This is a genomic window from Janthinobacterium sp. 1L-D-8-B-C4 (genome assembly GCF_057291295.1).
On sequence record NZ_JBXAVX010000003.1, the window covers coordinates 165,048 to 188,908 of the forward strand.

16 protein-coding genes and 2 tRNA genes are annotated in these 23,861 nt (G+C 59.8%); 16 read left to right on the forward strand and 2 right to left on the reverse strand.

The window, feature by feature from the left end; all coding sequences use genetic code 11:
• Positions 1–46 precede the first annotated feature (46 nt).
• The 8 genes from AC0Z42_RS06630 (at position 47) to AC0Z42_RS06665 (ending at position 7,076) form a co-directional block, all read left to right on the forward strand.
• The gene (locus tag AC0Z42_RS06630; protein WP_485467451.1) at positions 47–1,375 is read left to right on the forward strand and encodes an MFS transporter; all 1,329 of its coding nucleotides are present in this window, start codon (positions 47–49) and stop codon (positions 1,373–1,375) included.
• An 18-nt stretch (positions 1,376–1,393) separates the two neighbouring features.
• Positions 1,394–2,302: an L-threonate dehydrogenase gene (gene ltnD, locus AC0Z42_RS06635; RefSeq protein ID WP_485467452.1), complete on the forward strand. Its 909-nt coding sequence runs from the start codon at positions 1,394–1,396 to the stop codon at positions 2,300–2,302.
• Positions 2,303–2,316: 14 nt separating this feature from the next.
• The gene (gene otnK / locus AC0Z42_RS06640) at positions 2,317–3,618 is read left to right on the forward strand and encodes a 3-oxo-tetronate kinase (protein ID WP_485467453.1); all 1,302 of its coding nucleotides are present in this window, start codon (positions 2,317–2,319) and stop codon (positions 3,616–3,618) included.
• A complete protein-coding gene (gene otnC / locus AC0Z42_RS06645; RefSeq protein ID WP_485467454.1) occupies positions 3,615–4,259 on the forward strand; it encodes a 3-oxo-tetronate 4-phosphate decarboxylase in 645 nt (214 codons plus the stop codon). The genes otnK and otnC overlap by 4 nt, the downstream gene beginning before the upstream one ends.
• Positions 4,260–4,277: 18 nt before the next feature.
• Positions 4,278–5,069: a 2-oxo-tetronate isomerase gene (otnI, locus tag AC0Z42_RS06650; RefSeq protein ID WP_485467455.1), complete on the forward strand. Its 792-nt coding sequence runs from the start codon at positions 4,278–4,280 to the stop codon at positions 5,067–5,069.
• A 2-nt stretch (positions 5,070–5,071) separates the two neighbouring features.
• Positions 5,072–6,049 carry a D-erythronate dehydrogenase gene (gene denD / locus AC0Z42_RS06655; protein ID WP_485467456.1) on the forward strand — a complete coding sequence of 326 codons (978 nt, stop codon included), beginning with the start codon at positions 5,072–5,074 and terminating at the stop codon, positions 6,047–6,049.
• Positions 6,050–6,153: 104 nt separating this feature from the next.
• Positions 6,154–6,438, forward strand: a complete 285-nt coding sequence (locus tag AC0Z42_RS06660; RefSeq protein ID WP_485467457.1) for an autorepressor SdpR family transcription factor — start codon at positions 6,154–6,156, stop codon at positions 6,436–6,438.
• Positions 6,435–7,076: an SdpI family protein gene (locus AC0Z42_RS06665; protein WP_485467458.1), complete on the forward strand. Its 642-nt coding sequence runs from the start codon at positions 6,435–6,437 to the stop codon at positions 7,074–7,076. Before AC0Z42_RS06660 ends, AC0Z42_RS06665 begins: the two co-directional genes overlap by 4 nt.
• Positions 7,077–7,131: 55 nt before the next feature.
• Here the strand turns inward: AC0Z42_RS06665 and AC0Z42_RS06670 are convergent, their stop codons facing one another.
• Positions 7,132–7,974, reverse strand: a complete 843-nt coding sequence (locus AC0Z42_RS06670; RefSeq protein WP_485467459.1) for a DUF6597 domain-containing transcriptional factor — start codon at positions 7,972–7,974, stop codon at positions 7,132–7,134.
• 170 nt (positions 7,975–8,144) lie between these two features.
• Here AC0Z42_RS06670 and AC0Z42_RS06675 point away from each other — a divergent pair, with 170 nt between their 5' ends.
• The gene (locus AC0Z42_RS06675) at positions 8,145–8,549 is read left to right on the forward strand and encodes a DUF3224 domain-containing protein (protein ID WP_485467460.1); all 405 of its coding nucleotides are present in this window, start codon (positions 8,145–8,147) and stop codon (positions 8,547–8,549) included.
• Between the two features lie 26 nt (positions 8,550–8,575).
• Here AC0Z42_RS06675 and uvrB read toward each other — a convergent pair whose 3' ends face one another.
• Complete coding sequence (gene uvrB / locus AC0Z42_RS06680; protein WP_485467461.1) at positions 8,576–10,663, reverse strand: excinuclease ABC subunit UvrB; 2,088 nt, start codon at positions 10,661–10,663, stop codon at positions 8,576–8,578.
• Between the two features lie 119 nt (positions 10,664–10,782).
• Between uvrB and AC0Z42_RS06685 the strand changes: the two genes are divergently transcribed.
• The 7 genes from AC0Z42_RS06685 to AC0Z42_RS06715 all read left to right on the forward strand — a co-directional run bounded on the left by AC0Z42_RS06685 (position 10,783) and on the right by AC0Z42_RS06715 (position 23,820).
• Positions 10,783–11,997: an amino acid aminotransferase gene (locus AC0Z42_RS06685; RefSeq protein ID WP_485467462.1), complete on the forward strand. Its 1,215-nt coding sequence runs from the start codon at positions 10,783–10,785 to the stop codon at positions 11,995–11,997.
• 118 nt (positions 11,998–12,115) lie between these two features.
• Positions 12,116–12,191, forward strand: a tRNA-Asn gene (locus AC0Z42_RS06690).
• Positions 12,192–12,330: 139 nt separating this feature from the next.
• Positions 12,331–12,657 (forward strand): Dabb family protein, encoded by a 327-nt coding sequence (locus tag AC0Z42_RS06695; RefSeq protein WP_485467463.1) that lies wholly within the window; start codon positions 12,331–12,333, stop codon positions 12,655–12,657.
• Positions 12,658–12,750: 93 nt separating this feature from the next.
• Positions 12,751–12,826: transfer RNA gene (locus AC0Z42_RS06700), tRNA-Asn, on the forward strand.
• Between the two features lie 362 nt (positions 12,827–13,188).
• The gene (locus AC0Z42_RS06705; RefSeq protein ID WP_485467464.1) at positions 13,189–15,774 is read left to right on the forward strand and encodes a hypothetical protein; all 2,586 of its coding nucleotides are present in this window, start codon (positions 13,189–13,191) and stop codon (positions 15,772–15,774) included.
• Positions 15,775–15,794: 20 nt separating this feature from the next.
• The gene (locus AC0Z42_RS06710) at positions 15,795–17,927 is read left to right on the forward strand and encodes a hypothetical protein (protein WP_485467465.1); all 2,133 of its coding nucleotides are present in this window, start codon (positions 15,795–15,797) and stop codon (positions 17,925–17,927) included.
• Entirely contained in the window at positions 17,920–23,820 is a 5,901-nt protein-coding gene (locus AC0Z42_RS06715; RefSeq protein ID WP_485467466.1) for a DEAD/DEAH box helicase, read from the forward strand. Before AC0Z42_RS06710 ends, AC0Z42_RS06715 begins: the two co-directional genes overlap by 8 nt.
• Positions 23,821–23,861 lie beyond the last annotated feature (41 nt).

Below are 23,861 nucleotides of genomic sequence, written 5' to 3' on the forward strand. Positions count from 1 at the left end.
ACTACAAAAATCAGGCAAGGTCGTTCATCTCAATCAGGAGACACGCATGGAACTATCCCAAGCACAGCCGGGCCTGCCGGCTGGCGCCGCCGCAGCGCAAAAATCCATCGATGACGCCGTGTACCGCAAGGTCACCTGGCGCATCATTCCCTTCCTGATGGTCTGCTACATCGTCGCTTATCTCGACCGCGTCAACGTGGGCTTCGCCAAGCTGCAGATGCTGGCCGATCTGCAATTTTCCGAAACCGTGTATGGCTTGGGTGCTGGCGTGTTCTTCCTCGGCTATTTCCTGTTCGAGGTGCCCAGCAACGTGATGCTGCACAAGATCGGCGCGCGGGTCTGGATCGCCCGCATCATGATCACCTGGGCCATCATTTCCGGCGCCTTCATGTTCGTCACCACGCCGACCATGTTCTACATCATGCGTTTCCTGCTGGGCGTGGCCGAGGCGGGCTTCTTTCCCGGCATTATTCTTTATCTTACCTACTGGTATCCATCCGAGCGCCGCGCACGCATGGTCTGCACCTTCATGGCGGCCATTCCCATTGCTGGCCTGATCGGCGGACCATTGTCGGGCTGGATCATGGAAACCTTTGCCGGCGTGTATGGCTATACCGGCTGGCAATGGATGTTCGTGCTCGAAGCGATCCCGGCCGTGATCATGGGCATCGCCGTGCTGCTGTACCTGGACAACAGCATCCGCGCCGCCAAATGGCTGACGGAAGACGAAAAAGTCATCCTCGAACAGCGTATCGAGACGGAAGCGAAGGGCAAGGTATCGCATCCGTCGATCCGCGCCATGTTTGCCGATCCGCGCATCTGGCTGATGGCGCTGATTTATTTCTGCTGCGTGATGGGCCAGTATTCTCTGACCTTCTGGCTGCCCAGCCTGATCAAGGCGGCCGGCGTGACGGGTGTGCTCAACATCGGCCTGTTTACGGCGATTCCGTATTCGGTGGCGGTGGCCTCGATGATTCTCCTGGGCCGCAGCTCGGACAGATACCGCGAACGCCGCTGGCACATGGCGATCCCGCTGGTAGTGGGCGCCGCCGCCATCGTCTGCAGCGCACTGGCCGGCGCCGACAACACCGGCTGGGCAATCTTCTTCCTGACGATCGCCGCCGGCGGCATCCTGGCCGCTTCGCCGATGTTCTGGAGCCTGCCGACCGCGTTCCTGGGCGGCGTTTCGGCCGCCGCCGGCATCGCCGCCATCAACTCGGTGGGCAACCTGGCCGGCTTTGCCGCACCCTACATGATCGGCTCGATCAAGGACCTGACCCAATCGACCGATATCGCCATCTACCTGCTGGCCGGCATCCTGGTGATCGGCGCGATCATCATCATGCGGGTGCCGGCCAAGCTGGTGAACAAATAAACAAGTGGAGTAAAAACAATGACAGCAACAATCGAAAAAGTGGGTGTGGTAGGCCTTGGCGCCATGGGCATGGGCATTGCGCAGTCGCTGCTGCGCGCCGGCTTTGAAGTGCATGCCTGCGATGTGCGGCCTGAAATCGTACAGAAACTGGTCGATGCTGGCGCCCATGCGGCGCAGTCGCCGGCCGCGCTGGCCGCGCAAGTACAAGCCTTGCTGATCGTGGTGGTCAATGCGCAGCAAACGGAAAGCGTGCTGTTTGGCGAACATGGCGCAGCTGCCAGGCTGGCGCCGGGCAGCGTGGTGATCGCCTGCGCCACCGTGGCGCCCGAGTTTGCCGAAGCGCTGGGTGCGCGGCTGGCGGCGATGGGCCTGCGCTTGATCGATGCGCCGATTTCCGGTGGCGCGGCCAAGGCGGCGTCGGGCGAAATGTCGGTGATGGCGGCCGGCGCGCCCGATGCGTTCGAATCCTGTGCGGGCATCTTCGGCGCCATCTGCACCAAGCTGTATCGCCTCGGCGAACAGCCGGGGCAGGGCTCGAAGGTCAAGATGATCAACCAGTTGCTGGCCGGCGTGCATATCGCCGCCGCCGCCGAAGCGATGGCGCTGGGCCTGCGTGCCGGCTGCGATGCGGACGCGCTGTATGAGGTGATCTCGAACAGCGCCGGCAGCTCGTGGATGTTCCAGAACCGCGTGCCGCATATACTGAACGGCGACTACACGCCGTTATCAAGCGTGAACATTTTCGTGAAAGACCTCGGCATCGTGCTCGACTACGCGAAAAAAAGCGTGTTCCCGCTGCCCTTGTCGGCCACCGCGCACCAGATGTTCATGCAGGCCTCGGCGGCCGGCTTTGGCGGCGAGGACGACTCGGCCGTGATCAAGCTGTTCCCCGGCATCACCTTGCCGGCAAAAAGCGTTACTGAATAAAACAAGGACACACCATGACTGTATTACTGGGATGTATCGCCGACGATTTCACCGGTGGCACCGACCTGGCCGGCATGCTGGTCAAGGCTGGCATGCGCACGGTGCAACTGATCGGCGTGCCGCAAGGCCCGCCGCCTGACGATGTCGATGCGGTGGTGATCGCGCTCAAGTCGCGCACCAATGCGCCCGAGGAAGCCGTGGCCGAATCGCTGGCGGCCTTGCGCTGGCTGCAGCAGGCCGGCTGCAAGCAGTTCTATTTCAAATACTGCTCCACCTTCGACTCCACGCCACGCGGCAATATCGGCCCGGTGGCCGAGGCGTTGATGCAGGCGCTCGATACCGATTTCACCATCGCCTGTCCGGCGTTTCCCGCCAATGGCCGCACCATCTACAAGGGCAATCTGTTTGTCGGCGACGTGCCGCTGGCGGAATCGGGCATGCGCGACCATCCATTGACGCCGATGACGGACTCGAACCTGGTGCGCGTGCTGCAGCAGCAGGTGCAAGCCAAAGTGGGCCTGGCCGACTTTGCCGTGGTGGAAAAGGGCGCCGCCGCCATCGCCCAGCGTTTTACCGATTTGCGCGGCCAGGGCTGCCATTTTGCCGTGGTCGACGCCGTCTCGAACCGCGACCTGGAAGCGATCGGCGCAGCCTGTGCCGACTTGAAACTGATCACCGGCGGCTCCGGCATCGCGCTGGGCTTGCCGCAGAACTTCCGCCAGCGCGGCCAGTTGGCGCCGCTCGTCAGCGGCCAGGCCGGCAAGCTGGCGCCGCCGTCGGGCTTTCGCGCGGTGATCTCGGGCAGTTGCTCGGTGGCCACGCAGCAGCAGGTGGCGCACTTGCGCGAGCAGGCGCCGGCCTTCCATGTCGATCCATTGCAGCTGGCGGCCGGCGGCGCGGTGGTCGATGGTGTGGTGCAAAAGGCGCTGGCATGGGCCGGCGCCCATCTGGTGCAGGGACCGGTATTGATCTATGCCACCGCCACCCCCGACGCGGTGCGCGCGGTGCAGGCGCAGCTGGGCGTGGAACGGGCCGGCGCGCTGGTCGAGGAAGCGCTGGCCGCCATCGCACAGGGCCTGGTGCGCCTGGGAGTGGGCCAGCTGATCGTGGCCGGTGGCGAAACCTCGGGCGCGGTGGTCAAGGCGCTGGGCGTGGCGGGCCTGCGCATCGGTCCCGAAATCGATCCCGGCGTGCCCTGGACGCAAGCCTTGCCTGCGCTTGGCGAGACCGACGGCGCACCCCTGGCGCTGGCGCTGAAATCCGGTAACTTCGGCAGCGTCGACTTCTTTACCAAGGCCTGGGACGTGCTGGCATGAGCAGCCACGAATCGCGCCAGCGCGAACAGATCGTCGAATTCGGCAAGTCGCTGTACGAGCGCGGCCTGACGGCCGGCAGCAGCGGCAACCTCAGCGTGCGGCTGGACGACGGCTGGCTGCTGACGCCCACCAACGCCAGCCTGGGCCGGCTCGACCCGGCCCAGCTCTCCAAGCTGGACTGGCAGGGCAACTTGATCAGTGGTGCGCCGCCGTCGAAAGAAGCGTTCCTGCATCGCGCCATGTATGACGAGCGCGCCGGCGCCGGCGCCATCGTGCATCTGCACTCGACCCATTCGGCGGCCGTCTCGTGCATGTGCGGCCTGAACCATGACGATTGCATTCCGCCGCTGACGCCGTATTTTGTGATGAAAGTGGGGCGCTTGCCGCTGGTGCCGTATCACCGCCCGGGCGACCCGGCGCTGGCCGGCGCCATCGGCGCCATGGCGCGCAAGCATAGCGCCGTGCTGCTGGCCAATCACGGCCCGGTGGTGTCGGGCACGACCCTGGAAGCGGCCGTGTACGCGGCCGAGGAACTCGAAGAAACCGCCAAGCTGTTTTTGCTGCTGCGCGATGTGCCGACCCGCCCGCTGGACGCGGAGCAGATCGCCGACCTGAAGCACACATTCAAACTCGACATATAAGACTACAAGGAGACACGCATGCCCCGCTTTGCCGCCAATCTCACCATGATGTTCAATGAAGTGCCGTTTCCGCAGCGCTTTGCCGCCGCGGCCAAGGCCGGCTTCAAGGGCGTCGAATTTCTGTTCCCTTACGATTACGCGCCGCAGGAAGTGGCCGGCTGGCTGCGCGAAAACGGCCTGCAAAACGTGCTGTTCAACCTCCCGCCCGGCGACTGGGCGGCCGGCGAGCGCGGCACCGCTTCGCTGCCCGGCCGCGAAGAAGAATTCCGGCTTGGGGTGGCGCGCGCCATCGAGTATGCGCTGGCGCTGGGCACCCCGCGCGTGCACATGATGGCGGGGCTGGTGCCCAGTAGCGCCGACCTGGCGCTGCGCCGCGCCACCTACCTGGCCAACTTGCAGTACGCGGCGCAGGCCGTCGGCGAGCATGGCATCGAGCTCTTGATCGAGCCGATTAACGGGCGCGACATGCCCGGCTATTTCCTCGTCACCCAGGCCCAGGGCCATGCGCTGCGGGTAGAGTCCGGTGCGCCCAACGTCAAGGTGCAGATGGATTTTTACCACACGCAGATCGTCGAAGGCGATATCGCCATGACGTTCAGGAAGAACTTCGACGGCATCGGCCATGTGCAGATCGCCAGCGTGCCGGCACGCAATGAGCCAGACGACGGCGAAGTCAATTACCCGTATCTGTACAGCCTGCTCGACGAGCTGGGCTACCAGGGCTGGATCGGCTGCGAATACCGTCCGCGCGGGCGCACCGAGGATGGCCTCGGCTGGCTCGCCGCTTATAACAACAAACAAGGAGCATGAACATGAAAGTACTCGTTACCGGCGGCGCCGGTTTTCTCGGCCAGCGCCTGGCGCGCCAGTTGCTGGACCAGGGCCAGCTGACCGACAGCGCAGGCACGCTGCAGACGATCACCGAGCTGGTGCTGGTTGACGTGGTGCCTGCGCACGACTTCGGCGATGCGCGCGTCACGGTGGTCACCGGCGATATCGCCGACGGCTTTCTCATGCGCGCCACCATCGATGCGCGCACAAGCTCGATCTTCCACATGGCCGCCATCGTCAGCGGCCAGGCCGAAGCCGATTTCGAGCTGGGCATGCGCATCAACCTCGACGCTTCGCGCCTGCTGCTCGATATCTGCCGCGAGCTGGGGCATAAACCGAAAGTGGTGTTTACCAGCTCGGTGGCGGTCTACGGCGGCCAGTTGCCGGATGTGGTGCAGGACAACACAGCCTTGAGCCCGCAATCGTCATATGGCGCGCAAAAAGCCATCGGCGAACTGCTGCTCAACGACTACAGCCGCCGCGGCTTTGTCGACGGCCGCGTGCTGCGCCTGCCAACCATCAGCGTGCGTCCGGGCAAGCCGAACAAGGCCGCGTCGTCGTTCGCCAGCGGCATCATTCGCGAACCGTTGAATGGCGAAGTTGCCGTCTGCCCGGTCGGCACGGATTTGCGTTTGTGGCTGCTGTCGCCGCGCGGTGCGATCGCCTCGCTGATCGCCGGCCATGAGTTGCCGGGCGAGGCCTTCGGCGCCAGCCGCACCGTCAACCTGCCCGGTCTTTCCGTCAGCGTGGGCCAGATGATCGCCGCGCTGGAAGAAGTGGCCGGCAGCGAAGTGACGGCCCGCATCAGCCATGCGCCCGACCCAGCGGTGGAGCGCATCGTCAGGAGCTGGCCCGGCGCCTGGGATACCAAGCGTGCCGAAGCGCTGGGCTTGACGGCCGATGCGGATTTCGCGACGATCATTCGCGCCCATGTCGAGGATATGAAAGTGGCCGGCTAAACCCCCAGTACCGCCAGTGCGACGCCGGTCAACGCATGGCGCTTGACCGGCGTTTTATCTGGCCTTATAGTTAGATAATTGTCTAATTAGATGAATGACTTAATATGAATGCCACCAACGGCGCCTTCAAGGCCATTGCCGACCCCGCGCGGCGCGAGATCCTGCGGCTGCTGCGGGCCGGCGAGATGACGGCCGGCGACCTGGCTGGCCACTTCGACATGAGCAAACCCACCATGTCGCACCATTTTGCCGTGCTGTTTGACGCCGACCTGATCACGCGCCGGCGTGAAGGGCAGACCATCTGGTATGGCTTGAATACCACCGTGCTGCAGGATGTGCTGGCCTGGATGCTGGACCTGACCGTTACCGACCACAAGGAGAACAAATGATGAAAACGCGCTTTATTGCCATTTGCCTGTTGATGATTGCGGCTGCCGGCGCGGCCACTGCGTATCTGTGGCCGCAACTGCCCGAAGTGGTGGCGGTGCACTGGAATTATCATGGCGAGGCAGACGGTTATGCGCCGCGCGAGGTGCTGTGGCTGCTGGGGCCGGGATTGATGGGCTTCATCATGCTGCTGGCCTTGCTGCTGCCATCGCTGTCACCGCGCAGCTACGAGGTGCAGCCATTCGCGCCGACCTTTTACTACAGCTTTGTGGTCGTGCTGGCTTTGCTGGCTTATGTGCATGGACTGGTGCTGGCCAGCGCGATGGGCGTGGCGGTGCCGATCGACAAGGCCGTGCCGGCCGGGCTGTTCGTGATGCTGGTGCTGGCCGGTAATCCGATGGGCAAGGTGCGCCGCAATTTTTACCTGGGCATCCGCACGCCGTGGACCTTGGCCAGCGAGCGCGTCTGGCATGCGACGCACCGCCTGGCGGCCAGGCTGATGGTCGGCAGCGGCCTGCTGGGCTTGGCCATGCTGGCCGCTAGCGTGCCAGCATGGCTGCTGCTGGTGCTGGCGATTGCCTGGGCGCCGGTGGCCGTGCTGTATTCGCTGCTACAGTACAAGCGGCTGGATATGCAATGACGGGCCGGCTTTTCGCGGCGATTATCCGCGCACATCTCAGGGATATGGCGGCAGCTCAGACCGGCCTGGCCAGCTGCGTGCGGCGATAGTCGAGTGGCGTACAGCCCACCAGTTCGGTGAACTTTCCGCTGAAATGGGCCTGGTCAAAAAAGCCCAAGGCCTGCGCCAGGCTGGCCAGGTCGGGTGCATCGGGCTGCGCCAGGCGCCAGATCGCTTCTTGCAGCCGGTAGCGCTGGATCACCCATTTCGGCGGCACCCCCACGTAATTGGCAAACAGGCGCTGCAGGCGGCGTTCGCTGATCTGCATCTGCTCACACAGCTGCGCCACGCTGGCCGGGCCGTCGTGCGCCGCGATCGCAACGCTCAGCCGGCCCGCCAGCAGGGCCGCTTCATCGACGTCCGGCAGCACCGCCAGCAGCATCGATTGTGCCTGCGCGACCATCGCGCTGTCATCGGTCTGCTGCAAGACCAGCGTCTCGGCCTGGCTGGCGGGCATCGACAGCAAGGTATCGGCGGCCAGCGTGCTGTCGGTGAAGGAGGATAGCGGCTGGCCGATGAACGGGCGCAGACCGCCCGGCGCAAACCGCACGCCCAGCACCTTGCCGGCGCCTGCCAGAGGCTTGTCGTAGGCGCCGCGCACCACGCCATGAATCGCCGTGCAGCCGGCTTCGAATACCAGGTGCGCATTCGGATAGGGCAGCACGCGCTGCGTCTCCATCGCGCGGCCGCGCATGTCCCATTCAACTATCCAGAAATAATCGACGAACGGCGCCAGCGCGGCGACCGGCGCATGGGTCGCCAGCCGTATCCGGCGCGCCGCAGCGTGCGGATCGACGATACCCTTGGGAGTGCTCCTGAGATCGGCCAGCAAATTGCTGGCGCTGTCGGCTTTATCCAATATATTTCTCTCGCGTGGCGTTACGCTGGTGTTCTCGCATCGATGGAAATAGAATCATGAGATCGTACAGCGCAGGCAAACCCATGCTGGGCCTGATTCTGGCCGCAGTTTGCTATTGTCAATCGGCGGCGCCCGCCTTCGCGGCGCCATTCACGGAAGGAAATCATCGCATGAGTACACGGGTTTCGGGAAGTTTCAGCGTCACCATGACGCCGGCGGCCACGCCGCAACGCTCGGGTCGCACGGCGCTGGCAAGGACGCTGCTGGAAAAGGTTTATACGGGCGAGCTGGCCGCCACCGCCAGCGGCGAGATGCTCAGCGCCGTCACCGATACCAAAGGCGCGGCCGGCTATGTCGCGATCGAGGCCATCACCGGCGTGTTGCAGGGCCGGCAGGGCAGTTTCGTGGTGCAGCATGCCGGCACCATGGCCGATGGCAGGCAGGAGCTGGCGATTGTGATCGTGCCGCATTCGGGTACCGGGCAACTGACCGGCATCCGTGGCACGATGGCGATACGCATCGAGGCCGGCCAGCATTTCTACGATCTTGATTATTCCTTGCCGGATGCCCAATAAGAAGACATAGAAGCCATCGTTGACGATTATTTGCCCAGGATCGACGTCACATTGTCGGTGCCTGGCGCGCCGAACAGCTGCTGCTTGAGGATATGCAGCTGGTCGCGCACCTGCGCCGCCTTTTCGAATTCCAGGTTCTTGGCGTGGTCGACCATCAGTTTTTCCAGGCGCTTGATTTCCTTGCTGACCTGTTTCTCGCTCATGGCTTCGAACTTGGCCGTTTCCTGCGCCACCTGCAGGTTTTCGCGCGCTTCCTGCGGGCTGTAGACGCCGTCGATCATTTCGCGGATCGATTTCTTCACGCCGATCGGGATAATGTTGTTGGCGGTATTGAAGGCGATCTGCTTGGCGCGCCGGCGTTCCGTTTCGTCAATCGCGCGGCGCATCGAATCGGTGATGCGGTCGCCATACAAAATCGCGGTGCCGTTCAGGTTGCGCGCGGCGCGGCCGATGGTCTGGATCAGGCTGCGTTCGGAACGCAAAAAGCCTTCCTTGTCGGCGTCGAGAATGGCTACCAGTGACACTTCCGGCAAGTCCAGGCCCTCGCGCAGCAGGTTGATGCCGACCAGCACGTCAAACGTGCCCAGGCGCAGGTCGCGCAAGATCTCCACGCGTTCCACGGTTTCGATATCGCTGTGCAGGTAGCGCACCTTGATGCCATGGTCGCCCAGGTATTCGGTCAGCTGCTCGGACATGCGCTTGGTCAGGGTGGTGACCAGCACGCGCTCGTCCTTCTTGATGCGATCGACGATTTCCGACATCAGGTCGTCGACCTGGCTGCTGGCCGGGCGCACGATGATCTGCGGGTCGACCAGCCCGGTCGGGCGCACCACCTGTTCCACCACTTGGTCGGAATGCTGCCTTTCATACTCGGCCGGCGTGGCCGAGACAAAAATTGTCTGGCGCATCTTCTGTTCGAATTCCTCGAATTTCAAGGGCCGGTTGTCGAGCGCCGACGGCAGGCGGAAGCCGTAGTCGACCAGGTTGGTCTTGCGCGAGCGGTCGCCGTTGTACATCGCGCTCAGCTGGCCCGTCAGCACGTGCGACTCGTCGAGGAACATGATGGCGTCGGGCGGCAGGTAGTCGACCAGGGTCGGCGGCGGCTGGCCGGGCAGCGCGCCGGAAAGGTGCCGCGAGTAGTTCTCGATGCCTTTGGTAAAGCCGATCTCGGCCATCATTTCCAGGTCGAAGCGCGTGCGCTGTTCCAGCCGCTGTTCTTCGATCAGCTTGTTTTCCTTGCGGAAGAATTCGAGGCGGTCGCGCAACTCTTCCTTGATGGTTTCGACGGCGCGCAGCACGGTCGAGCGCGGCGTGACGTAGTGCGAACCGGGGTAGACGGTAAAGCGCGGAATCTTCTGCCGCACGCGGCCCGTCAGCGGGTCGAACAGCTGGATCGATTCGATCTCGTCGTCGAACATTTCCAGGCGCACCGCCAGCTCGGCGTGTTCGGCCGGGAAGATGTCGATGGTGTCGCCGCGCACGCGGAAGGTGCCACGGCCGAAATCGACTTCGTTGCGCGTGTACTGCATCTGGATCAGGCGCGCGATCACGTCGCGCTGGCTCACTTTATCCTTCACGCGCAAGGTCAAAATCATCTGGTGGTATTCGTTCGGATTACCGATACCGTAGATGGCCGAGACGGTGGCCACGATCACCACGTCGCGCCGCTCCATCAGCGACTTGGTGCACGACAAGCGCATCTGCTCGATATGTTCGTTGATCGAGGAATCTTTCTCGATGAACAGGTCGCGCTGCGGCACATAGGCTTCAGGCTGGTAGTAATCGTAGTAGCTGACGAAGTATTCGACCGCGTTTTGCGGGAAGAAGTCGCGGAACTCGCTGTACAGCTGCGCGGCCAGCGTCTTGTTCGGCGCGAAGATGATGGCCGGACGGCCCATGCGCGCGATGACGTTGGCCATGGTGTAGGTCTTGCCCGAACCGGTCACACCGAGCAGGGTCTGGAAGGCCAGGCCGTCACTGATGCCTTCGGACAACTGCGCAATCGCTGTCGGCTGGTCGCCGGCCGGCAGGAACGGTTGATGCAGCTTGAACGGCGAATCGGGGAAGGTAACGACTGTCGGTTCGGTGTCGTTGACGTTGGATAAATCGGGCATGTGAATCAGACCTTTGTTAGAATAGACCTCTGCTGGCGGCCCCGAAGCAGTATTAACGTTATTTGGGCGCTGTCAACAACTCCGCTGTGAACCTGCTTCCAATCGAATCCAATCTTATCATGACGAACCCAACTGTTTCTGCCAGTCTGTTTAGCGCCATCGAGATGGCCCCACGTGACCCGATTCTGGGTATCACCGAAGCATTTAACGCGGATCAGAATCCCGCTAAAATCAATCTCGGCGTCGGCGTTTATTATGACGACAACGGCAAAGTGCCTCTGTTAGCTTGCGTACGCAAAGCTGAAGCGATCCTGATCGAACAGGCCGCGCCACGCACCTACCTGCCGATCGAAGGCCTTGCGGCTTACGACAAAGCGGTACAAGAACTGGTATTTGGGGCTGATAGTGCCGTGATTCAAGAGCGTCGTGCCGTTACCGTGCAAGCCATCGGCGGCACTGGCGCACTGAAGATCGGCGCAGACTTCCTGCAGCGTTTCGCACCCGGTGCCCAGGTCTATATCAGTGACCCGAGCTGGGAAAATCACCGCGCGCTGTTTGAAAGCGCCGGTTTCGTAGTCAACAACTACACCTATTACGACGCCGCCACCCATGGCGTCAATTTCGAAGGCATGCTGGCCAGCCTGAATAACATGCCGGCCGGCTCCATCGTGGTGCTGCACGCCTGCTGCCACAACCCGACTGGCGCCGACCTGACTGTCGCCCAGTGGGACCAGATCATTACCGTAGTGACCTCGCGCGGCCTGGTGCCGTTCCTCGACATGGCCTACCAGGGCTTCGCCAACGGCATCGCCGAAGATGGCGCCGTGGTGCTGCGCTTTGCCCAGGCCGGCGGCCCGCTGCTGGTGTCGAACTCGTTCTCGAAGTCGTTCTCGCTGTATGGCGAGCGCGTCGGCGCGCTGAGCGTGGTGGCATCGAGCGCGGAAGAAGCGTCGCGCCTGCTGTCGCAACTGAAGCGCGTGGTGCGCACCAACTACTCGAACCCGCCAGTGCACGGCGGCAAGGTCGTCGCCACCGTGCTGTCGACCCCGGAACTGCGCCAGCTGTGGGAAGAAGAGCTGGCCGGCATGCGCGTGCGCATCCGCGAAATGCGCAATGCCTTCGTTGAAAAACTGAAGGAAAAAGCGCCAGGCCACGACTTCGAATTCGTGCGCCAGCAAATCGGCATGTTCTCGTACTCCGGCCTGAGCAAAGAGCAAGTGGCATCGCTGCGCGAGCAGTCGATCTACGCCGTCGACACCGGTCGTATCTGCGTGGCAGCATTGAATTCGCGCAATATCGACATCGTCATTGACGCGATTGCCAAAGTGCTTTAAGATCTTGCTTCTTCGGCGCTGCTTGCAAGAGCAGCACCGAAGGCAGTAGAAAGTTGCAGAAGTCGTATTGAATAAGTCTTGCAAATACGAAATAAGCGACATATAATATTGCCTCTTTTCCCTGATAGCTCAGTTGGTAGAGCGACGGACTGTTAATCCGCAGGTCCCTGGTTCGAGTCCAGGTCGGGGAGCCAGAATTTGAAAGCCACGTTGAAAAACGTGGCTTTTTCATTTTCAGCGCTGCTTTTCACGGCAAGCATCTTTTACAGCCCTCAACCCGCTTTGCCGATTTGCGCTATCCTCTTTCTGAACGTTACGAGAAGGATAGCCACCATGACCTGCACCGCCGCCTTGCGCCATATCGTCCTGTGCGAATTCAACAGCGACATTACCCCCGCCAAACACGCCGAGCTGGTGTACGAATTTTCCCTGCTTAAAGACAGCGTACCCGGCGTGCTGAAATTCGAGTGGGGCGAAAACGTCAGCCCCGAGGGCCTCGACGACGGCTTCAGCGACTGCTTCACCCTGACCTTCGACGGCGCTGCCGCACGCGACGTCTACCTGACCCATCCGGCCCACCTGGCCTTTGTCGAACTGCTCAAACCGTGGCTGGCGCGGGTGCTGGTATTCGACTACCTCCCGCAGGAAGTGCCGGGCTGATTTACCTATGAAAAGCAGGGTAGGGCACCGCTGAAATTTTTCCAGGCAGAATCTGGACAGCTGAAAACCCGGCGTATATAATACGGCCTCACTTCCCTGATAGCTCAGTTGGTAGAGCGACGGACTGTTAATCCGCAGGTCCCTGGTTCGAGTCCAGGTCGGGGAGCCAGAACAAGCAGCAAAGCAAAAAAGCCCAGCCTTTACAGGTTGGGCTTTTTGCGTTTCATAATCCCGCTTAGTCGAGCGCATCGGCTTTAGTGTTGCCGCAACATGGGTACCTATTAGCCATGTGTTGCGCCGTTGCAAAAACCAAGCAAAGTGCGGGTACAATTCATAGAGCGTTAATTTGTTAACGCATCCTCGTCTATCCTGCGATACTTGTAAAAATCACATAGCGTTTCCATTGGTAATTTGATACTATCGTCTTTGTTAGCTGACAATAGCTGTTAGCGCCCATCTTCTACGTGCCTCGCAAAAGAATCAGCGTGAATGCTGAGCGTCAGATGTCAAAAATAAAGCGCCGATTGTAGGATGATGAACTTAGGCGGCAAGCAGGCTCAACATAAAGTCCCATTTAGCATTGACGAGTGGGAGCGTATCTTGGTGCGGCACTTTCTTGCAGTCGGTGTCGACGGCGACGCGACCGACATTCGCACCTTAGAAGTAAGTCCAGTTGCCCTCGCGCTTGCTTGCGGGATGGACGCAAGTTGCGCGGCTGAAGTCGAACAAGCGTTTCGCAATACCCTGTTGCGCAACCAGAACTATTTGTGTGATGTCTTGATGAAAGGCTCCTCCAAATATCCATCCCAAGACGTTCCCAACTGCTTTGTCCCGCTCGCGTTGACGCTCCTAGTCGCTGGTCTATTAGGTGGAGATGAGTATGAAAACGACCAGTTTCGCTCGAAGCTTGCCGCCTGGCTGAAGGTAAAGCACGCATTCAATAATCTTGCCGGCGTAAAACTGATGTGGGAAGAGCTTGCGTCGTGGCTGGATAAGCAATCGCTGGCGGGACGCCCAGTTAGACGGCTTGTCTTGCCGGAGCATCCCCGTAACTGGGTGCATATCGGCTATACACTGCGACTGTCGTTTCCCAACCGGACTGACGTCAGCACCGTGCGTCGCGTCCTTGCATCGACACCTATACAAGATCTGAACAAGCCAACGGCTGTTATCCACGCCTTTTGGAATTACTCAAATAAGAAAAGCTTTTCGGTTGGACTAAGCGAGGCCTTCGATAGTTTCAAGAGGGCATATTACTCGCAACGACGCGCGCTGGCTGACCATCGTTTCTGGGCCTTGATCAATCATGTTCGCTCCGGGGCTCAGTCCAAGAGCATGCCATTCGCGCAGATCGAGATTGCGCTGACGGTTGACGATGAGCGAGAGTTTAGCGTCGAACTCGAAGGCGACGTTGAGATTCGTCCTTATAAGACGTTGGCTGCTGCACTGGACGATCGGTTCGTTTTGAACAGCCCTAACCTAGGCACAAGCGTGGCACGCGGACTGATTTTTTTCAAACAAACAGGCATGGGTCGATGGACTGCGGAGCCGGACTTGGGGAAATGTCGAGGGCTGGTATTTGCCGCTTATCATAACAAGATCGCTTCGCGCACTCAAGGTCGCATGGGACGAGTCGATCGATATTTAGACTGGCGTCTGACCGTTGATCCAATTAGCGCCGAGAAGCTTCGCGACGAGCTCGTTCGGTGCGGATTGATGACAGGGGACGTAGGGCTATTTCGGCCCGCAGTATCAGATGGTGTCCGCGTCAATGGGGCTTGGCTTGGTCTTCCGGGTTTTCTGCCGCAGATCGCATCAGACACATCAGAGGTTCGCATTGTTTCCTGGACAGGCAAGCCCGAATTGACCATCTCGGCAGCCGACGGGCTTCGACTTGCAGCACAACACCCGCTCTCTGGAACGTGCGTAATCGAGCCGCGTCTTGCGGTAGGAGAGCGCGAGCCGCACTGGAGGCTGAATGTGCAGTTTGTCAATCATGCGGCGCCTCATTATGAACTGGGTGGCGCGAGACGCAGCCAACCACTGCTGGCCGACTGGGATCGTTTGGCCTTAGAATCCGGCAGAGAGGTGACCTGCCCCGCCCTGGATACACCTGCGTGGGGCCAGGCCGATGACGCCCTCGAATGGCTGCTTGAGGTAATCTATGCGAATGGTGCCAGTGGATGGGATGAGTCTAATATCGTTAGCTTGCTCAGGCGCTCTGATCAGGAGGCCGCTGCAGTACCGTGGCGCACGTTGAGAATGCTGCAAGACGGCGGCGTCATTGAGCCCAGGTTGCGGCGAGGATGGAAGGGCCGGGTATGGACGCTGTCGGCTCCACGCATCGTTAGCGTCGACAGCTCGGCCGGGCCTGTCGCACTTGCGGAAGGCGCGTTTTGCGTGCAAATGCTCGACGCCTTTGTTGTTGCCGCAAAGGCCATGGGCGCAACGCCCTTCCGCCATCCAGGCGCAGCGCGCTGGTCTGTACCGGTCGTAGGCGCGATTGGCGCAAATGCGGAACAATTGGCGCGTGTAATGCAGTGGGAGCATGTAGGTCGGCCGGAGACACCGAGAACCGCGCCTCTCGCATTGGCGGCAACAGAGCGGCGTGCGGAACATTACAGCGTGTCGGCCTCATGGTGTTGGCGCAACCGTCGTTTCCTTGGTGCCGGAGCGAATGATGCAGCCGTTAACCTGACGTTGCTTTCCCACCGCGCGGATACCGACCACGATGTGTATCGCGTGGAATCTAACGGTGCCCGCGCTCACTTCTTGTCCCGTTGTGCCGCAATCGTCGCCGCGCATGCCGCCGCTTCGGTACCCCTGTTCGCATTTGATGGACGACACTTGAATGTCACCGGTCGAGATGGCGCGCTCCCCGACGCCATTGGTCGTACACTGCGCAGGCGAACACTTGCGAGCGGTGGGTTTGACGACGGCGTCTACAGTTACCCGGCAACGAGTTTGGATGCCCGCTGGGTCGCTGCATTGTTGCCGGGATGCGTTTCAGGACTGACAGCCGAGGGCGCGCTCACGCCAGGCGCAGCGCTTTCTCGGGCCCGCCGCTCCCAGGGAGCGTTGCGCCCCCAATGGATTGATGGAAATTTGACACTTTAAGGTGAGTAAGGCGAACAACCATGGCAGTTAATAATTTGGTCTGGTACGCGGGGCGCTGCCTCAAGCGCGCAGAGCACGACAAAGGCGCGCAACTCGAAGCTGCGGTCCAACAGGTCGATGGCGTATGGCGGCCGATCGAAAATCGCAAGGCTCTGTTCAAGAGTATGGATAGCCTGGAGTGGCGCTCTACTGATACTCGGCATGTACGCCTGTTGGATTGGGTGGCTTTTACGCTTACACCGACAGGTATAAAGACAAAACCGTGGCAGGCAGGTCAGCATCGCCGTCTGTACCGGTATGCGGATTTTTCAACAGACGGCGGTCAGGACCAGGTGCACCGCCGCCTGACGACCGAAGGTATCAAATTGCCGCATTTAATCGGCGTATCGATTGTCCGCTGTGCAAACGATGAGGTACTTCTGCTCGACTTGAAACAGCAGGACGGTGCCGCGCATCTGGCGGGCACCCCCGGCAAAGTTCCCGCGTACCATTTCGACCCGGCATGCGTAGCGACGGTGACGACGGACGACGGCGATATCGAGTTATATGACTTGAACAATGCGCCCAACAAATTCACCTACGATTGGGCCAGCGATGATGCTTTTGCGCTACGCATTGCACGCGCCGCAGCGAGTGCCGGCGACGTGCACGCGCACAACCTTATTGCGTGGCTTGACGGGTTCGCAAAGCGGGGGCGATCGCTGACATCAGTTGATCCGTCCGATGTCATTGCAGCGAACGACGCCATTCGGGCTGGCAAAATGGCCAAGCGGCTTGCCGATGATCAGGAATTGCTTCGCAAGTTCATCGACGCGTTCACAGCGGACGAACGTATTAGCAGCGTCATCAGGTCGTGCGCTGCACAGATCGCTGAAGAGGAGCGGGATGCGGCGCGAAGTAGGGCCGGGAAGGCAGTCGCGGTGGAAATTGCGGCCCACCGTGAAAATATGCTGCAAGAACTTGAAAATGAGCTAGACAAGATCAAGCGGACGCAACTGTCTCAACTTGAGGAAGCTCGCAAGCAGCGTTTGAATGAACTCAAGGTCGAGCTCGACCACCGGCAGGTTGCTGAAGAAGAAATGCTGCGGTGCGGTTCCGGCGCGCGACGCGCCGCCATAGAGGCGGCTGTTCTGACCCTCGAAAACCAGCATGTCGCGCTTAGCGAGGAGGTGAAGCACCTGACGGCGGCGAAAGACGAGGTTCAACGCGCATTGACGCCGCTGCTTGCCGCAGCAAACGATGTCAACAGGTCGCTGGAGGCGCTTCGGCGCGAGGCAGACGATGTTCATACGGCATTGCTGGCAGAGCGGGCGACATTGACGGCGCTCGAGATGAAATATCCAACTCTGCACATGCCTGCCGGTGCCGCAATTGTATCGACAGCAAAGCTGGGCGAAAACATCGCAGTGTCCAAACTGTTGTCGACAGAGGGCAAGGAGCTCATGTTGCAGTTCGCCGCGCTTATGCTTGCGGGGGAGGTTCCGGTGTTATGCGGCCCAGGCGTGCTCGACTTTCTGTCGGTCGCCGAAATGATGCTTTCGGCTGGGCGCGCTATCCGGATAGAAGCGGACCCAACGATAATTACTTTTGAAGATCTCTGGGTGCGCCCTGGACTCGGCGTATCCACTAGGCTTGGATATGCACTACGCAGCGCCGTTGGCGCAGCGGACGAGCCGCGAACCAGTCTCGCTGTCATCGAGCGAGCGGAACGCTCGGGCGCTCGCTTCTGGTATCCATCGCTGTGCAACTGCGCGGAACAAGGTGATTTGCCACGACGTTTGCTGCTGTGCGCAACCGTTGAAGACTCAGGCTGCGACGAGGCGTCGGCGCTCTTCAACCACGCTGTGCGCCTGGATATCAGCGACGCGCTGGCCCCAAATGGAGAATTCGCTCTGGCGATGGCGAGAACGAATGCCTCCATACCGAAAGACGAGCTAGATCCGGGAGCTGCCCGTGCTGACACCACATTGGCTGTGGCCGATCTCATCAAGCATGTGAAGACGCTGGGCGCGGCCCGTAGCGTAAGAGCGCTACGCGTTCTTGCACAGGCGCGCGAGATGGACACCAACGCATCAGCGGCCATGTTCATCAAACTTTTCACGACTTCTAGCGGCACCGCCGCCATCTCTTTGCGGAGCGTTCTCAATGCTTGACCCGATTGGCGGTTTCAACCGTATCAAGGATTTTTTCATCTCCTATGTGGAGACCAGCTTTCGTATTTCCGATCCGGCTTCCGCTGCGGCGCGCCGCGCGTTGCTAAACTCGCTCGGTGCATTTACAACTGAACCATTTATTGAACCGGTGTTGCGCTACAAGAGCGACGACGTCAAGCTGGAGGACCTAGCCAGAAGGGCAGATGGCCCTCTTGCACCGTTGTCCGAGGAAGGTCGCCGGGCTTTTGCAGAACTTGCCCTGTCGGGCCTGTTTGAAGGTAAGCCCAGCAGCGGCGACATTCGCCGCGCTTCCAACTACGCGCCGTACCGCCATCAACTCGATATGCTTGAGCGTGGCGTGCGTCCGGGACATCCTGGCGTAGTCACGTCTGGCACCGGCTCCGGAAAGACTGAAAGCTTCATGTTGCCAGTGCTCGCTGCGATTGCAAACGAAGCTGTTAACTGGACAAGTCCCGACAGGAGCTACATGACCGAGCAGTGGTGGCGCAGTGCCACAGCTGATTGGTCGTTGGCGCGCGCTGGCGAACGCCGCCCTGCAGCCGTCCGCGCTTTGGTGCTCTACCCGATGAACGCGCTCGTTGAAGATCAAATGGTGCGCCTGCGCCGCACGCTTGACTCGGAAGAGGCGCGTGCGGTTATGACTGAGCGGTTTTCGGGAAACCGCGTATTCTTTGGACAGTACACGAGCGGCATCGAGGTGACTGGGCATCAAGCGCATCCAAGGCTCACCGGCGACACTGAGGAGAAAAAGCGACGAAAGCGGCGCCTTACGAAATTGCGCTCTACCTTGCAGCGCGCAGAACAGGACCAAAACGCGGCGCGTAAGCATGATTCGAGTGAAATGGAACGCTTTAACTTAGAGCGCGCGTTAGCTGATCAGGAAGGTCGCGATGCGCCAGGGGCTCCGGAGACAACTCGGTATATTTTTCCTGCCCTTGATGGTGGCGAGATGCTGTCCCGGTGGGACATGCAGGATACGCCTCCTGACCTGTTGATTACAAACGCGTCGATGCTTGGTGCAATGCTTTCGCGAGAGGTTGAAGACCCCATTTTCGAGCAAACGCGCGAGTGGCTGTTGACCAATGATGACGCCTATTTTTATCTGGTGTTCGACGAATTGCACCTTGTGCGCGGATCGGCCGGTACAGAGGTCTCGTTCCTGGCGAAAGCGCTCATTGAGAGGCTAGGTTTGGCGAACCCCAAGCACCGGTACAAACTGCGCATCCTTGCGTCATCCGCGTCGATGCCGATGGATGGCGACGATGGCCAGCGCTCTAGACAGTATTTGCGCGACATGTTCGCGCCATATGGCACGAGTGTTGCTGCGGGCGACCTAGGCAAAGACGACGCCGGCTTCTGGAAGACGTGCGTCGTCGAGGGTTCCCCGAACATTCCGAATTGGGACCAGGGAAAGCTCGATGCTGCACCGTTTGAGGCGCTGTTCAAGGCGGGGCTCGGCTCGCGCACGGATTTTATTGCCAAGCTGACTGGCACGCCAGAGCTCACTCATGCGCTCAAGGGAACTGCGTTAGCACTTGGAGTGGCTGACGAAGACGAGGGAAGGCTGGTCGTCAAGGTGGCCGAGGCAGCTGCCGCTGCGCTGACAAACGCCTGTCGTGAACAAAACAGGGTACGCGCTTCATCAGCCTCTGTCATCAGCGAACGGCTTTTTAAAGGTGACGTGCAAGACTTCGACGCGGCACTGCGAGGCTTGATGTTGGCGCGTGCCTTGCCGGAATCGAAAATTTGGAAAGTGCGTGTGGCACTCGATACGCCAGCATTCCGTGTACACACCTTCATCCGCAATATTGAAGGGCTGTTCGGCGCGCCGACGGCCACGAAAAACGGCATTGTCTTTGACGACCTGACGGTCGAAAGAGGACTGTCGCATGCACCGCCGCGTGCAAATCAGGCAAAAGGCAGAAGGCTGTTTGAGCTTTTGTATTGTGAAGCGTGCGGCGACATGCTGCTCGGCGGCCAGCGCGGTGAGCGTCGAATTATCTCTAAGTCGACCGAACTGCTGCCGTCATCGGGTAATCTGGAAAACCTTCCTGAACGTGCCGCCAACGACTACTACGACCGCATGACGTTCGAAGAGTTTGCAGTGTTTTGGCCGCGTCGTACCGCACCGATGCTTCCGGAATACGATTACGACGTGTGGCAGCCGGCACATCTAGACCCACATTCCGGCGTTGTTGTATGTGGTCTGGAGATCCCAGCGGGTAACGTTGGCGGCTATTTGTATTTTCAGACCGATAACGCCGTTAGTGCCGGTCGCAATGGTAACAATTCCAAGACAGAACCGAAGCGCGCAAAGTCTGCGCAGCCGTTTTGCTGCCCGAAATGTGGCACTGATTATTCGCGTAGACCGTCCTCAAGCCGCCAGCGTTCACCAATTCGTGCGTTCCGTACCGGTGTCTCAAAAGCATCCCAGCTAGTGGCAACCGAAATGTTTGAGCTACTGCACGCGGTCGGTGCCGAGCCTAAGGGCATCTGCTTCTCGGACAGTCGTCAGGATGCGGCTAATCAGGCGCTCAACATTGAGGAAATGCACTTGCGCGACTTGCGTCGGGAGGTTCTGGTAGCGGCTGCGCGAGCTCGTGTTGAGAGGCCAACAGGTGAACAACTCAGCGAGGAACAATACAAGGAAATGATGAGTCGCCTGTTACAAGCAAGCGATTACGATGGAATGGAGGATTTGTCTAAGCGGTTCGGTGGACAGCGCCAAGGCGATCAAGTTCGCGCATTGCGCAAAGTCGCGCTCAGAGATCTCCTGAACGGGGCCAATGGTGCAGGTGTGGGCGATATCGTTGCGGCATTCGTCAACATGGGCATCCATCCGTTTGACCGGTATGGACGCGCATTATACGGAGATCATCCGTGGCATAAACTGTTCTGTGAGGCCAATGGATCTGTTGAATATGCGAACAACTTGACTGGCGCAGCCCAGGCGGATCTGACGGCGAAAATTCTTAAACAGCAGTACGAGCTCAATGATGACGTGATTTTCGCTAATACGTTTTACTCGCTTGAGGAGACGGGCCTGGGATACCCATGTTTAAACTCTGGCGAAAGCCAAAACGCGATGGATGCCTGGCTGCGCGTGTTTGCCGGTGCCTACCGGATCAAGGACAACCATTTTGTCGAAGACGGCAAAGTGCGAGAGTGGGTGCAGGGTATTGATGTGCCGATTAAAAATCGCGTCAGAAAGATCGCCGATAAGGTGTTCCCGACAGACCCTATTGCAGGTCTGACGGACTTGCTACAGCGCTTTTCCCTGGCGGGACATAGATCAGGGTTGTTTAGCATCGAACACCTTTACATTAAGGTGGCAGACGAAAATGACCCTTACTGGCGGTGCCGCAACTGTGAACGCGTGCATTTGCACACCGGTTTCGGTTTGTGCACGCGCTGCGGCGAAGCGCTAGACAAGTCGCCGGTCGGTCGCGCCGGCGATCTGTGGACGACCAATTTCCTTGGAAAGCGGATCGTTCGCGGCGCGGCTGATGGTGTGCCACGTTTTCGCCTTCGAGTCGAAGAGCTCACTGGGCAAACAGAAGACTTCGCCGATAGACTACGTAAGTTCAAAGGCATCTTTGTAAATGGAGAAAGCGAAACTGAAAAACGCGCGAGCGCAATCGACATGCTCTCCGTTACCACTACGATGGAAGTCGGGATTGATATCGGTGCCCTGCAGTCGGTCTATCAGGCGAATATGCCACCGCAGCGGTTCAACTACCAGCAGCGCGTCGGACGTGCAGGCCGTCGAGCCCAGGCGTTCTCATTTGTCGTGACTTTCTGCCGCGGACGGTCGCACGATGCGTATTACTTTGCACATCCTCATGCCATTACCGGCGACGCGCCGCCCCCGCCATTTTTGGCCGTGGAACACGACCCCATCCCGATGCGGCTGCTGCGCAAAGCGTGGCTGCGTGCAGCATTCCAAAAATTGAGGGACGATTGTGCGAAAGCTAACAAGCCGTATCCAGGCGACGCGCTAACGCCGCCTGATGTCCACGGCGAGTATGTGACGACGCGCGATTATTACCATGATCCTGCTGCGCAGTGGTCTTTGCGCTTAAAGGCTGCGCTGGAGGCCACGCTCTCCGAACGCGACGCGTTCCTGAATGCGGCTGTGACGGGAGCACAGCGTAATCGATTACTCGCCAATGCGACACCGTCCAAGGTTATTGAGGAGATCGAGTCGCTGCGAGAATATGCTCTTGATGCAGATTATGGACTTGCGAAGTTCCTCGCCGAAGGGGGACTCTTCCCAATGTACGGCATGCCGACCCGCGTCAGGAATCTCTATCTCGGACTGCGTGAAGAGCGGGGCGAAAAGAATGAGTACGCATGGTCGACAATGGATCGCGATCTGGACATGGCCGTGCTTGAGTATGCTCCAGGAAATTCCTTGGTGAAAGACAAGTTGCGGCACAAAGTGGTCGGATTTTCCAGCAACCTGACTGACCCCGTTTATCGTGGGACCTTGACTGCGCAAGCAGTGGGGCGCTGGTGGGAGACGCAATCTTACGTGGCGCTGTGCGCGTCCTGTGGGGCTGCCAAATTCACTGAGAATGAGCCAGATGGCGATGCTGCATGCGACGACTGCCAGACTATCCTGCCGAAGGATGTGTTTTCCCGTTACGTTACACCAGCGGCCTTCCGCACTGATTTCACTCCTTCTAACGAAGAGGAAACAACGCCACGACTATCGCAACGTACGGTGGCGACAGTACTGAAAGAAGGGATACCTGTTGACCAAGCGAACATGCGGATCTGGCGCGGGGCGGGTGCGACCATCTTACAACTGAACGATGGACCGATGGACGCCGACGGCGAGGCAACGCGCTTCCTTGTTGACGAGGCAGGGGACACGCGTGTTTCCATTCCGGGCTCTGGTGGGACATTGCGCTTGAAGGATGGGCAAGCTATTGAGGCCAATGTACGCCAAAAGAACCCTGCTAGATGGCCGCTGTCAGAACTGGGTCAGCAAGGCCTCTCCGTCGGTCTCGTAGCCCGCAAGGAAACGGATGCGGTGTATCTCGAATTGCGCGAGTTTGACCGGCGCCTCAACTTGGACTGCGTAGCCCGAAAAGGAGATCATTCAGACATCGCCGCGCGCGCTGCGGCCATTAGCGCCACGCAAATCCTTATACAGCGGGCGGCGCTTGAGCTTGACGTGTCGCCGGAAGAGTTTGTAGCGTTGGAGCCCCGACTGCGGGGCGGTAGGCCAATGCTGCAGATCGCTGACGCCCTGATCAATGGATCCGGTCTATGTCGCCGACTTGGTGAACCAAGTGTACCGGGTGGGCCCTCCTACATCGGACAGATCGTTGAGGCGATTTTGTCGCGCGATGATGCTTGGCCGCTTAAAGATTTTGTAGAGAAGCATCCACACGCCGTCCATCACCAGGACCAGTGCATGACGTCCTGCTACCGCTGTGTTCAACGGTTTGGCAACCGCAGCTATCACGGTTTGCTTGATTGGCGCCTAGGCCTTGCGTACTTGCGCGCGTTGGCCAACCCAGCCTACAGCTGCGGGCTCAATCCAAGTGAGGACGAGTTGCCTGAATTGGCCGGATGGCGAACGCGGGCGCACGCACTTGCCGAAGAAGTGGCGTTAATGCGGCCGAGTGCTATGCGAAGTGAAAAGTTGCCACATACTGGGCTGTCATGCATCGTTGAGCAGAGCGGCAAGGAGACTTGGCGCTATGTGGTGCTACACCCGCTCTGGAAAAAAGATCCGGAGGCGCTCAGGGCAATTTTGGGGAGGGACTACCAAGAAGGCATGATTCCTGTCGACACTTACAATCTTGAGCGGCGTCCACTTCGCGTCTTGGCGGATTTAAGAGAGCAGCGCGTCGGTTAACCAGAAAAGTTCTCAACTTAGTATTCTGAATTTAGTAAATC

What these genes read in the sequence shown, in the direction of transcription:
- AC0Z42_RS06630 (WP_485467451.1), top strand. Translation starts at nt 47, where the DNA reads ATGGAACTATCCCAAGCACAGCCGGGCCTGCCGGCTGGCGCCGCCGCA.
- ltnD (WP_485467452.1), top strand. Translation starts at nt 1,394, where the DNA reads ATGACAGCAACAATCGAAAAAGTGGGTGTGGTAGGCCTTGGCGCCATG.
- otnK (WP_485467453.1), top strand. Translation starts at nt 2,317, where the DNA reads ATGACTGTATTACTGGGATGTATCGCCGACGATTTCACCGGTGGCACC.
- otnC (WP_485467454.1), top strand. Translation starts at nt 3,615, where the DNA reads ATGAGCAGCCACGAATCGCGCCAGCGCGAACAGATCGTCGAATTCGGC.
- otnI (WP_485467455.1), top strand. Translation starts at nt 4,278, where the DNA reads ATGCCCCGCTTTGCCGCCAATCTCACCATGATGTTCAATGAAGTGCCG.
- denD (WP_485467456.1), top strand. Translation starts at nt 5,072, where the DNA reads ATGAAAGTACTCGTTACCGGCGGCGCCGGTTTTCTCGGCCAGCGCCTG.
- AC0Z42_RS06660 (WP_485467457.1), top strand. Translation starts at nt 6,154, where the DNA reads ATGAATGCCACCAACGGCGCCTTCAAGGCCATTGCCGACCCCGCGCGG.
- AC0Z42_RS06665 (WP_485467458.1), top strand. Translation starts at nt 6,435, where the DNA reads ATGATGAAAACGCGCTTTATTGCCATTTGCCTGTTGATGATTGCGGCT.
- AC0Z42_RS06675 (WP_485467460.1), top strand. Translation starts at nt 8,145, where the DNA reads ATGAGTACACGGGTTTCGGGAAGTTTCAGCGTCACCATGACGCCGGCG.
- uvrB (WP_485467461.1), bottom strand. Translation starts at nt 10,663, where the DNA reads ATGCCCGATTTATCCAACGTCAACGACACCGAACCGACAGTCGTTACC.
- AC0Z42_RS06685 (WP_485467462.1), top strand. Translation starts at nt 10,783, where the DNA reads ATGACGAACCCAACTGTTTCTGCCAGTCTGTTTAGCGCCATCGAGATG.
- AC0Z42_RS06695 (WP_485467463.1), top strand. Translation starts at nt 12,331, where the DNA reads ATGACCTGCACCGCCGCCTTGCGCCATATCGTCCTGTGCGAATTCAAC.
- AC0Z42_RS06705 (WP_485467464.1), top strand. Translation starts at nt 13,189, where the DNA reads ATGATGAACTTAGGCGGCAAGCAGGCTCAACATAAAGTCCCATTTAGC.
- AC0Z42_RS06710 (WP_485467465.1), top strand. Translation starts at nt 15,795, where the DNA reads ATGGCAGTTAATAATTTGGTCTGGTACGCGGGGCGCTGCCTCAAGCGC.
- AC0Z42_RS06715 (WP_485467466.1), top strand. Translation starts at nt 17,920, where the DNA reads ATGCTTGACCCGATTGGCGGTTTCAACCGTATCAAGGATTTTTTCATC.